This window comes from Streptomyces sp. NPDC001902 (assembly GCF_042891295.1).
GTDB lineage: Bacteria > Actinomycetota > Actinomycetes > Streptomycetales > Streptomycetaceae > Actinacidiphila.
The window spans coordinates 76232-88406 of record NZ_JBIATA010000010.1 but is presented as its reverse complement, the minus strand read 5'-3'; the positions used below and the strand labels follow the sequence as shown (position 1 = coordinate 88406).

The 12175-nt window shown below is 66.3% G+C and carries 11 protein-coding genes and 2 pseudogenes; 7 read left to right on the top strand and 6 right to left on the bottom strand.

The genetic code is table 11. The annotated features are described in order from the left end of the window. Window positions 1-21 precede the first annotated feature (21 nt). The 3 genes and pseudogenes from ACFYYN_RS18430 to ACFYYN_RS18420 all read left to right on the top strand — a co-directional run. Window positions 22-1749, top strand: a complete 1728-nt coding sequence (locus ACFYYN_RS18430; RefSeq protein ID WP_500546638.1) for an FAD-binding protein — start codon at window positions 22-24, stop codon at window positions 1747-1749. Window positions 1750-1819: 70 nt separating this feature from the next. Beyond that, a complete protein-coding gene (locus ACFYYN_RS18425) occupies window positions 1820-2062 on the top strand; it encodes a hypothetical protein (RefSeq protein WP_500546637.1) in 243 nt (80 codons plus the stop codon). Between the two features lie 463 nt (window positions 2063-2525). After that, window positions 2526-2762: pseudogene (locus tag ACFYYN_RS18420) on the top strand (ArsR/SmtB family transcription factor); the annotation flags it as partial. Between the two features lie 43 nt (window positions 2763-2805). Here the strand turns inward: ACFYYN_RS18420 and ACFYYN_RS18415 are convergent. The 4 genes from ACFYYN_RS18415 to ACFYYN_RS18400 form a co-directional block, all read right to left on the bottom strand. Beyond that, complete coding sequence (locus ACFYYN_RS18415; protein ID WP_500546636.1) at window positions 2806-3540, bottom strand: ATP-binding cassette domain-containing protein; 735 nt, start codon at window positions 3538-3540, stop codon at window positions 2806-2808. Beyond that, entirely contained in the window at window positions 3537-4100 is a 564-nt protein-coding gene (locus tag ACFYYN_RS18410) for a hypothetical protein (protein WP_500546635.1), read from the bottom strand. The genes ACFYYN_RS18415 and ACFYYN_RS18410 overlap by 4 nt, the downstream gene beginning before the upstream one ends. 5 nt (window positions 4101-4105) lie before the next feature. Then, window positions 4106-5359, bottom strand: a complete 1254-nt coding sequence (locus tag ACFYYN_RS18405) for a hypothetical protein (RefSeq protein WP_500546634.1) — start codon at window positions 5357-5359, stop codon at window positions 4106-4108. 80 nt (window positions 5360-5439) lie between these two features. After that, window positions 5440-5691: a hypothetical protein gene (locus ACFYYN_RS18400; protein WP_500546633.1), complete on the bottom strand. Its 252-nt coding sequence runs from the start codon at window positions 5689-5691 to the stop codon at window positions 5440-5442. Between the two features lie 1142 nt (window positions 5692-6833). On the opposite strand from ACFYYN_RS18400, the gene ACFYYN_RS18395 reads away from it, so the two are divergent. After that, a complete protein-coding gene (locus ACFYYN_RS18395; RefSeq protein ID WP_500546777.1) occupies window positions 6834-7343 on the top strand; it encodes a transposase in 510 nt (169 codons plus the stop codon). Here ACFYYN_RS18395 and ACFYYN_RS18390 read toward each other — a convergent pair. Both ACFYYN_RS18390 and ACFYYN_RS18385 read right to left on the bottom strand, forming a co-directional pair. Continuing rightward, window positions 7288-7837, bottom strand: a pseudogene (locus tag ACFYYN_RS18390) (transposase); the annotation flags it as partial. The gene ACFYYN_RS18395 and the pseudogene ACFYYN_RS18390 sit on opposite strands and share 56 nt — an antisense overlap. Window positions 7838-8597: 760 nt before the next feature. Beyond that, window positions 8598-9236 (bottom strand): TetR/AcrR family transcriptional regulator, encoded by a 639-nt coding sequence (locus tag ACFYYN_RS18385; protein WP_500546632.1) that lies wholly within the window; start codon window positions 9234-9236, stop codon window positions 8598-8600. A gap of 141 nt (window positions 9237-9377) precedes the next feature. Here ACFYYN_RS18385 and ACFYYN_RS18380 point away from each other — a divergent pair, with 141 nt between their 5' ends. The 3 genes from ACFYYN_RS18380 to ACFYYN_RS18370 all read left to right on the top strand — a co-directional run bounded on the left by ACFYYN_RS18380 (window position 9378) and on the right by ACFYYN_RS18370 (window position 12123). Next, window positions 9378-10229, top strand: coding sequence for an alpha/beta fold hydrolase (locus ACFYYN_RS18380; protein ID WP_500546631.1), 852 nt, complete (start codon window positions 9378-9380; stop codon window positions 10227-10229). After that, window positions 10222-10683: a DUF4260 domain-containing protein gene (locus ACFYYN_RS18375; protein WP_500546630.1), complete on the top strand. Its 462-nt coding sequence runs from the start codon at window positions 10222-10224 to the stop codon at window positions 10681-10683. Before ACFYYN_RS18380 ends, ACFYYN_RS18375 begins: the two co-directional genes overlap by 8 nt. 783 nt (window positions 10684-11466) lie before the next feature. After that, window positions 11467-12123: a TetR/AcrR family transcriptional regulator gene (locus ACFYYN_RS18370; RefSeq protein ID WP_500546629.1), complete on the top strand. Its 657-nt coding sequence runs from the start codon at window positions 11467-11469 to the stop codon at window positions 12121-12123. Window positions 12124-12175: the final 52 nt, after the last annotated feature.

The window sequence follows — 12175 nt, the reverse complement described above, 5'->3', positions numbered from 1 at the left end:
TCCGCTGTCCCAGGAGGTTCCATGTCATCGCCCGGACACCAGCTCGCGACGTCCGTTCTCGTGGTGGGAACCGGTGGGTCAGGCCTTCGAGCGGCCATCGAGGTCGCCGAGGCCGGTGTCGCGGTCATCGCGGTGGGCAAGCGCGCGGCCGACGACGCCCACACCGTCCTGGCATCCGGTGGCATCAACGCGGCGCTGGCCCCCTCCGGCCCCGCCGGCACGTGGGAGCAGCATGCGGCTGACACGTTGCGGGAGAGCCACTTGCTGGCCGACCCACGCACCGTGCTGCTCGTGACCCGCCACGCCGCGCGGGGGATCCACGACTTGGAGCGCTACGGCATGCGTTTCGACCGCCATGGCGACGGCCGGATCGCTCAGCGCCACGTCGGCGCCCCCGCGTACCGACGCACCTCGCTCGCCGGCCACTCCCCCGGCTCGGAGGTGCAGCGGGTGCTCCGCGAACACGCGAACCGGCTCGCCATCCCCATCCTGTCGAACCTGTACGTCACCCGACTGCTGGTCGACGACGAGACGGTGTTCGGTGCCTACGGATTCGACCTCGTCGACGGCTCGCGCTATGTCGTGCACGCCGACGCCGTGATTCTGGCAACCGGAGGGCACACACGCATCTGGCGGCGTGCGTCGTCGCGTCGCGACGAGAACACCGGTGACTCCCTCCGCCTGGCCGTCGAGGCCGGTGCCCGGCTGCGTGACGCCGAACTGGTGCAGTTCCACCCCTCAGGGCTGATCAATCCGGAGAACGCGGCCGGCACCCTCGTCAGCGATGCTGCGCGCGGCGAGGGCGGCGTCCTGCTCAACAACCTCGGTGAGCGGTTCATGACGCGCTACGACCCCGAGCGGATGGAGCTCTCCAGCAGGGACCGGGTCGCGCTGGCGTCCTACACCGAGATCAAGGAGGGTCGCGGAACCCAGGCCGGCGGTGTGTGGCTCGACCTGTCCCACCTGCCGCGCGAGACGGTCCTGACCCGGCTGCCGCGGGTGCACCGGACCCTGCTGGACCTGCAGATGGACGTCACCCGCGATCCGATCGAGGTCGCACCGACCGCCCACTACTCGATGGGCGGCGTCTGGGTCCGGCCTGAGGACCACGGCACCGATGTCAACGGGCTCTTCGTGATCGGGGAGGCCGCCAGTGGACTGCACGGCGCGAACCGGTTGGAGGGAAACCCGCTGATCGAACTGCTCGTCTACGGCCGGATCGCCGGCCGGGCCGCGGCAGCGTACTCGGCCGGGCTCACCGGCCAGCAACGGTCGCTGGGGGCGATCCGTGCCGCGGAGGCGGAGGTGAACCGGCTTCTGGCCGCTGACGGCGACCAGAACGTCCGCGGGCTGCAACGCTCGGTGCGGCACCTGATGACGAAGCACGCCGGTGTCGTACGGGACGAGGCCGGGCTCGCCGCCGGGCTCGCCGGTCTCGACGAGATCGAAGCGCGGATGGCGGACGTGGGTGTGCACGTCGACATCAGCGGCTTCCAGGACCTCGCGTTCGCCTTCAACCTCCGGTCCACCGTGCTCGCCGCTCGCGCGACACTGGAGTGCGCTTTGGAGCGGCGGGAGACGCGGGGCTGCCACAACCGGTCCGATTACCCCGATCCCGACCCGGACCTGACGGTCAACCTGGTGTGGTCGCCGGTGACCGGGGTGCGCCGGGAAGCCGTCCCGCCCGTCCCCACCGACATCGCAGAGTTGATGCAGGACGTGTCCGCCGACGGCAAGGTGCTCGAGTAGGGGCCCAACCCTGCGGGCGTCACCCGTGCCTGCCGCTTGAGCGGGGTGGTGATCCCCTGTTTTGCGTCGTGTGATCGTCGTGAAGCGGATGCCGTACCTGCTCGGTCCCGACCACCAGAGCATCGGCATCCCCTTGGCCAAGGGACTGCTCAAGGCAGTACCGGGGCTGGAACTACTGCCTTCGATGACGGTGTCCCTCGTCTTCGTACTTGGTCTCGCCGCGCTCGTCCACGCACAAGTGGAGCGACGGGTGGGACTGGACGTCGACCTGCCCGGCCGGACGGCAAGGGCAGCGATCCCGGCCGAGCGGTGACACGACAGAGACCGGCCGGTGCCGGCGATGTCCTGGGGGTGTGGAGTCCCCTGCGACCTACGGAGGGGGGTCGTCGGGCGATGGCCATTGATCAAACTCCGCTGTACCGTGTGCTTCCGAATCAGCGGGGGGTGTTCCTGAATGCTCATCTGCGCAGCCGTGTGGATGTACCCGCACGAGGACGAGATGGACGAAGATCGTCCCGGACCGGTGACGACGAGATCGGTCGATGCGACTGGGCCAAGGGGGCTGTGATGCAGTGGGGTTCGCGTGCCGCTGTCGTAGCGGCGGATGAGGCTGCCTCCCGTCGTAGCGCCGGACGGCAGGTGTATCCGGCCGTCGATACACCACTCCAGCGGACGTGACCGGCGCGACGGCCAGTGGATGGCTCGGTTCGATCACCCTCCGCTTCAGCAGCGACGGCAGGAGATGCCGGGCCTACTGGCTGCTTGACGGGTCTGACGTATGGCTACTGGCGCAGGAGGAGTCGGACGTCGGCTCCTTGAGTGAACGCTGCGGAGCCTCGCGAACCGGCGTGAGCCAGCACTTGGCGAAACTGCGCCTGGCGGGCCTGGTGGAGACGCGCCGCGAGGGCCAGCACGTGTACTACAGCCTCCGCGACGGGCACCTGCGGCGCCTGGTGATGGAAGGCCTCAGCTACGCCGACCACCGGGTGACCGGCAAAGCCGCGCACGACTGACCCGGCAGACGGCAGGGTCCGATCGCGATCCCCCAGGCACGGATCAACCTTCACTGTCCACGAGGGCGGTGTAGGCAGCTTCAGCTCGCCGCCCGTCCGGAGCGCCCTCTGGAGCCTGCTTCAGGAAGCTCTCAGTGGTGCCGGAATGGACGATCGTCCCTTTCGTCAGGACCGTGACGTGACCGGCGTCTTCCGCAAGATCCATAATGTCGTGAGTTGAGATCATGACGGCTACCTCGCCGGTCAATGCCCTGATTTGGTTGTAGAAGACACGCCGTTGCCGCGGGTCCATGCCGGCGGTGGGTTCGTCGAGGAGAAGTACCCGCGCCTCGTGCACGATTGCGGCTGCAACTCCCACGCGACGAAGTTGTCCGCCCGACAGTCGTGTCGTCTTGACCGACGCCCGATCGCTCAACTCGACCTTCTTCAGGGCGGTTGCGGCGCGAAGCCAGGCATCGGAGCGGTTCATTCCCTTGAGCCAACCGCAGTAGGCCACATATTCGCGAGCGGTGAGAGAGGGCATGGCTGTGATGGTTTGCGGCATCCATGCCACATGCCGCCGATAGTCACGCACCGTCGAAGAGATGTCGCCGTACGAGACCTTTCCTGAATCGGGGCGGGTGACGGATGCTGCGAGCCTCAGAAGCGTTGACTTACCTGCGCCATTCGGGCCGAGCAAGATCGTCAGCCCATCGGGGAGGCGATAGTCGAGCCGATCCAAAACGGGTCGCTGCCACCGACGGTAAGCGTATGTGCACGAAGACATGACGAGGCTCAACGATACTCCCGGGGAAACAAAAGGACACTGGTACCCGACACGAACATGGCGGCAGCGGCTGCAGCGGCGTGGGGTGCAGCAGCCTCTTCCGGAAGGATGGACCACAGAGAAGGATTGGGAGGCGGACGGCTGATAAATACGACAAGCATGATCCACGCGACAGGTGCCATTACCGCCAACTGCCCAAAGGGCCTGGCAACCAGCAACAGCCCGACCAGGAAGGCGGTGTTGCGGCCCACTGCTGCAATCGTTTCGGAAGATGCGAGCAGCCCGACTCCGAGAATACCCAAGACGGTTGCAAAAATAAGAGTTCCGTCCAAGAATCTCACTTCGCGAATACCGCTGGCCTCTGCGGAGGCAATACGCGAATCGAGGGACATTGCCAGGGCGGAGACGACAGGAATTGGGGCAAACATGCTAAGAATCGCAGGATAGCCGACGCTGACGAGTGAGGGAAGCTCGACGACAGTTCCACCGAGGGTTAGACCCATCGTCAGTGTCACCAAGAATCCCGCGAATAGAATACTGTGTGCGCGGCGCGCCTTGATCCACCACCACATAGAAGTCACCCCTGGCAAGCACTGAGGACTGTGCGGTTGAACCAGGAAGCTTGCGTCTGACGGGGCAGCTTGTAGATACGCTGCATCTGATGCTCGGTGGGGCCCTTAATGCGAAGTCGCAGTTTTTCCCAGTCGTCCGTCGTCCCCGTGACGTGGGCAGCCCAGGCCATGCTCAAGCGACGAAGGTCCGGGTCTGGCCTGGAGCAAGTAAAGCCGATTGCCCTGAGGGTGATTTCAAAACGCAGATTACCCTGCTCCGCGGCTTCAGTGAGGGGCACGCGCCACGCTTTATCCGTGGAGGGAATACTGAAGCGTCCATCGGCGAGAGTGTCTGTTACGAAGTCGGGATGCCGAGGAACTCCGGCAGCATCAAAATCTTGCAGCACCTTAAGCGTCTCACTTCGGGCGTTGGGCAGCGCGGCCGAGGTAACTGACGGCATACACACCGACAGAGCACTGCCAGAACCGCCGGAGATGCAACGCGTTGAAACTTGTTGCGTATTCAGTTTCGGATTGAAGTCCCAATCCTTGACTGCTGCCCATGCGCTGATGGTCCCGAGCAGCGCGACCGCAGCCGCAACGACAAGAGCAACGGCCCGCCTGCGCATCCACAGCACACAAGCAGCCAGTGCAAGGCTCCCAGTGAAGGCCACGTGGGGCCACAAGGCTGCGAAGGAAAAGGTCTCGCCGAACATCAGTGGTTCCGTCTGCTGCCCGGACAAGTGTCGTGGCCACGGAACATCAACGGCCCGGGAGAACGCCACCAGGATCCACACCGTCACAGCCAACAGCGGAGCGCAAATCGTCCGAGGCACCTTCATTCCGACGCAGAACCCGATTACCGCGTGACCGATGGAGACCATCAGGCCAACTGCCAGCGGGCCCAGGCTTACCGGGCTGGGCCACACGCCTGCATCAATCAGTGCAAGGCCGGCCGGTGTGAGCATCATCAGCCACGCAAGGCCGACAACCGGAGCCAGGGACTCCGCCGCGATTGCAGTACGCGATCTGAAGGGCGCCAGCTCCCAGATGCCGCCCTGTCTGAGTGAGCCGGCCTCCCACGCGCCGAGTGCGGACGCGACTGCGTACGCAAACGAGTAGCAAAACGCCAGCGCATAAGACAGCACCGTGGGAGCATAACCGTATGCATTAAACGGCGGATTTCCTGATCCATCAACGTAGTAGAAAAGTGGAAGGGCGAGCGCAAACGGGGCGACTCGCAAAGCGGATGACGTTCGGAGCCTTGTCGCCAGTCTCACGCTTGCCAATCCTTGCTAACGGGATGCGCGGCCTGGCGAGCACAGCTGGCCGCCAGGCCGTCACACTGCCCTACGTGTTATTAGTCGGCTTCTGTGTTGTCGACCAGCACCGTCTCGACGTCCAACCAGTTGCTGCCGCCGATAGCGCTGACTTCGAACTGATATGTCGCGGACGGAAGATCGTACCACTCGCCGTCGCTGTGGTGCATGTATCCGCCGAAGCAGGCGGTGTAACGCTTGGCGCCCCGACTCTCGTCCGGCCAGTTATTGATACCGCGGAACAGTTCGACATCTGTATACGTCTTCGCAGAGGAGCTGCAGTTGACGTACATGATCTCAGTGAACTTTGAGTCGTCCCACCACCGAGATCGCATGCCGACCGAAGCGTCGTACCAGCGACTCGTCCAGAGGTAGTCGTACGTCCCGTGAGCCTGAGCCACAGTCGTCCCCCCGACCAGAGCCGCAACGGCGACAGTAAGGGTGAGTAGCACCTTGCGCTTTATTCCTATGGAGCGCATCGGTCCATCCTTCCTGTAGGAATACCCCGTGCGCTGTCGCGAGAGTCGAGCGCAACCGGGCCTGGCAACGCGATTGTCAATCAGGCGCGGTGTGGTACCCACAGGGCTTCGCAATGAATGTTGAATTCTGTTGCGAACGGCTCGCTGCTCCTCATGGAACGCAGCACAAAGCTCCCCCCTAGCGCGGGCGAGCGAACCCAGCGCCTCTTTGACGACCCGGATCCTGTCAGACCGGAGAAGTGTTGGTCAATGGTTAACCTTTAGTTCTTCTTGGTTTACCCTTGACCTTGACTAAAGCAGCCCGTTCTAGTGATAGATGTCCGGAATGGCAGTGCCTAGGGTGCCGGCGTCCGAATGGCCGCCGTGAAACCTCGTGTACCGGAATGAGGTTGGCGGACCTGATGGACATATGAGGCGAAAGGGTGACCATCCATGGCGTATGGGTGGGACGCTTGAGTTCCCCGATCTGGTTGGGTTTGCTCGGCTGGGTTGACTCCATGGCGCGGTGGATGACCCCCGATACTTACTGAAACAGGTCAAACACCCGATTCTTCGCAACGGATCTGGCCTGCGAGACCCGCGGGAGTGTGTTCGGGTAGGGAGACGAAGCGTTCTCGCACTCACCCGCTCCTCTGCATCATGTGAAGCAGGCCCCCACTTCACTTGGCACATGGTGGGGGCCTGCATCACGGCGCGAGGGCTGTACGAACAATGGCGAGCCCTGCTGCACACATAAGCCACCGTGCGCTCGCCGCTATGGCGGCGCATTCCGGGTGGCCCGGGCGGGTGGAGGCGGCGTGGTTCAGACGGGTCGGCAGTCGGGCTCGGACGGACCCTAAGAGCTCGTAACACGATCATGTGGGATGGCGCAGGTCAGCCGTAACCGGTTCGACGATTGAGCCGTTCGTGAGGGCGTGAGCGTCAAGCCGTGGGTCGTAGACGACGAGTTGTGGGCAATGGTCGGGCCGATCCTGCCACCCTGGCCCGAACATTCGCGCGTGCGTGGACACCTCCCATGTACGCGCGAAAAAGGGGGTCCCGCGACGGGCCCGTCGCCCGTCGATCGCCGCAAAACGGGAAGCAAGCACCACCTGATCAGCGACGGCGGCGGCATCCCGCTCAAGGTCATCACCACCGCGGCCAACGTCAACGACGTCACACAGAACCTCGCCCTCGTCGACGGCGTCCCGCCGGTCGCTGGCCGCATGGGTCACCCCCGCAAGCGCCCCGATCCACTACTCGGCGACAAGGGCTACGACAGCAATCCGAACCGCACGGAGCTGCGCCAACGCGGGATCTTGCCGGTCGTCTCCCGCAAAGGCCAACCCGACATCCAAGGCCTGGGCAAGCTCCGCTACGTCGTGGAGCAGACCTTCGCCCTGCTGCACCAGTTCACGCGCCTCGCCGTCCGGTGGGAACGTCGCCCACGGTCCGCGAGCACACCTGGATGCCCATGCCCAGGGTGAGCTCGGCGTGGACGCGGCGGTAGCCGTAGGTGCCGCGCGAGGCGACGTGGACCTCCCGGATCAGCCCGGTCAGCCACTCCCGTCGCAGCTGCCGCGTGTGGTCGGGGTGCGCTTGTGTTTGTAGTAGTTCTGCCGGGCGACCCCCAGGATCCGGCAGCATCGGTCGACTGGTGCCCCGGCATCGACGAGACGGTCGATCACCGGGTAGACCCTTTTGGTACCGGCTTGTCCTCGCCGAGGAACCTGGCGGCCTTGCGGACGATCTCGAGCTCGGTTTCCAGCTCGCGGATTCGTCGCCGCGCTGCTCGCAGCTCTGCAGACTCCTCCGAGACCCTGCCAGGGCGCCGGCCGCTATCGATGTCGTCCTGGCGCAACCACTTCGACAACGTGACCGGATGGATGCCGAGGTCAACGGCGGTCTGCTTCTGTTCTTTTCCTGCCCGCACCAACGCGACGGCGCGGGCGCGGAACTCAGCGGGATAGGCGCGGGGCATGTCCGGCAGCCTTTCGTGAAGGCCGTCAGTTAGCCAGCAGAACTGGAACCTGAGAGGTGGGGCAGGTCAAACCTGTCACCCAAACCTGCAGCAGACCCATAGGAGCGAACACTACAAATTCCTGTTCCGTGGTGGTGAGACCTGCGCACATGCTGCGCCACCGTCAGGGCTCAGGCTTTGACCAAAGCCCTGACGGTGGGTGGTCTCGCCGACGGCTCACCCGTTGGTCACCACGTCGCCTTGATGGTCTAGGCGTTCGGCGGCCTCCCACGGGGCCGCCGGCACCGTACCTCTACCAGCTGTGACACCGCCGCTGCGGTCAGCCTCGAACGTCGTCGACGAGGTCGAACCGGACCCGGAGTGCTCCGGCCTACGCGACCCGGCGCTGCGGCGTCGATGGCACGTACGCCCTCGCGGACCGGGTCGAGCGGGATCAGGTGCCGATGGAGCTCGCGGACACGGACGTCGAGGTCGAGATGGATCCGTGTCCGGCGGGCGAAGCGGATTTCGGCGATCGTGCGCGGATGCAGCGTCAGACGCTGGGCGAGCAACGTGGCGGGCCACCCGGCGCGTTCCAGATCGGCCAGCAAGCGTCAGCGGTCGCACCTCTCCCACCCGTGCGACAGCGTTCCCGTCAGTCGCGCCACTCTTCCTTGACCACCGCGCTGAGCACTTCTTCCAAGCCGCTCAGACGAACGCGGTCTGCCCGTGCTCACCGGTGAAACCCCCGTCGGCGGTATCACCACCGAGATCGAGTCGTTCAGCCGCTAGAGGTTCTGTCTCGTCGGGGCAGGACTCCGTTGAGGATGAGGTCGACGGTTCCGATCATCTCCGCGGTGAGGTCGAAGGGCGCCGGCTCTTCGGCGGCCCATGCGGTGAGGATGACGTAGTACGACGAGGACAGGAGCAGGCCCACCCGGTCCGCGTTGACGGCCGGGTCGATCTCGCCTTTCTGCTGTGCCCCGCTGATGATGCCGGCGAACTCGACGGCGAGCGGCGAGCGCTGCCAGATGTTCGTCGAGTGCACCGACCCGAGGATCACGGCCACGCTCTCCGGCCGGGACGCGTCGCTGAGCTGGCCCATCTCGGTGAAGTACCGCACCAGGATCTCCCGGGCGGACGAGTCCGGGCCCGCGGCGTAGGCGGCTTTGATGGCCTTCTCGCGGCGGCGGACGGCCCATTCCTGCAGGAAGGCGACCTTGCGGGGGAAGTGGTTGAAGACCGTGGTCCGGGCGACGTCTGCCCGCTCGGCGATGTCCTCCATCGTCGTTCCCTCATACGTCTTCTCGACGAACAGTGCTAGGGCGACGTCGTACAACTCGGCGCGGCGCCGCTCCCGCTGACGTGCGCGGCGATCCTGCGGCGGTGACTCGGGGGCTGCTGAAGTTCCGTTCTTCATGATCGAGATCTACTCTCTTCCGACTTGACAAGTGTACTCCAGTCCGTAAGTGTACCCGAGTGCAGACTTGAACCCGGAAGCAATTTTGGACCGGGAGACAATCTTGTATCCGGATTCATCTCAACGCGCCAGGAGACGACCATGATCATGCCCCTCAACCAGCAGACCCACTACCTGACCGTCGACGGCGGTCGCATCGCGTACGAGGTGGCCGGTGACGGTCCGCTGGTGGTGCTCGCCCACGGCATGGGGCAGAGCCGCGCGGCCTACCGGTTCGTCGCGCCGCAGCTGGTCGCGGCCGGATACCGGGTCGCCGCGGCCGACCTGCGCGGCTGCGGCGAGTCGGCCGCGGCGTGGCCGTCGTACTCCCGCACTGACATCGCTAGCGACCTGCTCGCCCTGATCCGTCACCTCGGCGGCCCGGCCGTGCTGATCGGTCACTCCATCGCCGGGGGCGCCGCCACCATAGCTGCCGCTCGGGAGCCCGGCCTGATCACCGGAGTCGTCGAGATCGCGCCGTTCACCCGTGCCCAGGCGATGAAGCTCGGCGACCTCGGCAACAGGTCGTACCGCCGGGGCGCCTACCGGATGGCCGGCGCGATGCTGGGTAGCGTGACGCAGTGGCTCGGCTACCTCGACCACGCCTACCCGGGCCGCAAGCCCGCCGACTGGACCGAGCGGCAGGCCCGCATCGCGGCCGAACTGCGAGAGCCCGGCCGGATGAAGGCGCTCCAGTCGATGCTCAAGACCTCACCGGCCGACGCCGGGGCGAAGCTCGCCGATGTGCGCTGCCCGGTGCTGATCGTCGAAGGCTCCCTCGACCCCGACTGGACCGACCCGCGGGCCGAGGGCGAGGCCATTGTCGCGGCGCTGCCCGCCGGGATCGGCCGGCTCGCGATGGTCGACGGCGCCGGTCACTACCCGCACGACCAGTTTCCCGAGCAGACCGTGGCTCTGATCGCCTCGTTCCTGCAGGAGAACACCCGTGCCTGAGCTCACTGACGTCCCGGCCGCAACCACCGTGGACAACCCGCACGGGCCGCACGCCGATGACCGGGACTTCCAAGGCGTGGTCACCGGCCGGCCCGCGGTCTGGCTGCGCGTCGAAGGTCTTGCCGTGGCCATCGCCGCACTGGTGCTCTTCGCCACGACCGACGAACCATGGTGGCTGGTTCCCGCGCTGTTCCTCGTCCCGGACCTCTCCTGGTTCGCCTACCTCGCCGGCCCGAAAGTCGGCGCCTGGGTCTACAACCTCATGCACACCGCACCGCTGCCTCTCGCCCTGATCGTCGCGGGCAGCACTTGGGAACACAACTCACTGATCGTGGCCGGCGTCATCGGCCTGTTTCATCTCGGCTTCGACCGCGTCCTCAAGTACGGGGTCAAGTACGACCACAGTTTCATCGTCACCCACCTCGGCATCCACGGCCCCGACAAGCACCGGTAGACCAGGGCCGACCGCGCACCGGCGGCTGACTGATGTCAACGGAGATCCAGAACCGACCCCCCGTGGAACCGCAGGGGGTCAGTTCTGGATCTCCACTCGCGCAGCTCCTCCAGCTCCGCCAGTAGCGCCGGCATCCCTCCCTGCTCGAACCGCTCTCGGACCACCAGGGCAACTTGCTCGAGCGCCTCACAGCAGCCGAAATCATCGGACTCGGGCTCCTCTGACCGCGCGTACCGCAGAGCTTCCGTGTACCTCTCGCCCGTACCGGCCTGGCGACGACGGGCCATCTGCGCATCGGTGGACTGCCTCTTAAGAGCGGGGTGATCTCCAGCCCGTCCGGGGCGAACACGAGCCGCGCCGCGACCACGTCCACCCGGTGGTCGAGCAGCGCGTCCCGCGGCTCGCTCCAGCTCAGGTGCACGGCGCGGACACGGCCTCCGGATCCCGGTGGCGCAGCTCGCGCACGGCCGGGGTGACGATGAGATTCGTGGTGTAGCCCACGGTGAACGGACCGTGGCCCGCGGCGGGCCGGGCGCTCGCCGCGGCCCGCGCGGCGGTCCGCAGCAGTTCCCTGGCCTGCGGCCACTACGTAGGTAGTCATGTCGGCAAGGTGGCTGCACCTCACCGCCCCGCCCGCCTGGTCCCCGGCCCGTGTCGCCGGCTCCCCGCCCGGCCAAGCAGTACCCGGCAACAACGGAGCCATCCGCTCCCACGGCGGCCGGGTGCGGAAGCGGAGGTGCTGCTCCGCTCAGTTAGGCTGGGGTCAGTCGAGGGAGGTCGGACGTGGGCGAGCCGGAAGAGCCCGGACAGTCGGTGCGGCCCCGGCGCAAGGACGCCGCGCGCAACCGGGAGGCACTGATTGCCGCCGGGCGGGAGTTGTTCGACGCGGATGGCCTCAGCCCGACCCTTGACAATGTCGCGCTGCGGGCCGGGGTCGGTGTGGGCACCGCCTACCGGCACTTCGCCAACAAGTACGAACTGGCTGACGCCGTTCTTGCAGAGTCATTCGATGCCATGTTGGCGGAGGCCGAGCGGGCGGCGGCGCATAGGGACGGCCTGGCCGGGCTGGCGGCGTTCTTCGAGGCGGTCTTGCGGCCGCAGGCCGCCAAGCGCGCGCTCCTGGACTTCCTGCGCAGCGCCCCCGAGGGCCCGCTGCTGCCGGATGTCCGTACCCGGGTCGAGGCGTGCATCGAGCAGTTGCTGGAGCGCGGACAGGCCCAGGGCACGATCCGTGCCGAGATCACGTCGACGGACATCGGCGTGCTGATGTCCCTGCTGACAACGCTCATCGATACCTACGGCAGGGCGTCCCCCGACCTCTGGCGCCGGTTCGTCCCCCTCCTGCTCGACGGCCTGCGTTCCGACGCTCCCACTCCCCTGCCCGTCCCGCCCCTGGGTCGCGGAGAGTTCCTCGCCCTGGTCAAGGGCGAAGGGGACTGACCCGTGGGAGCGCACTGCCGACGGGGGGTGTGCAGGCCGTGCAGGGGGCCGC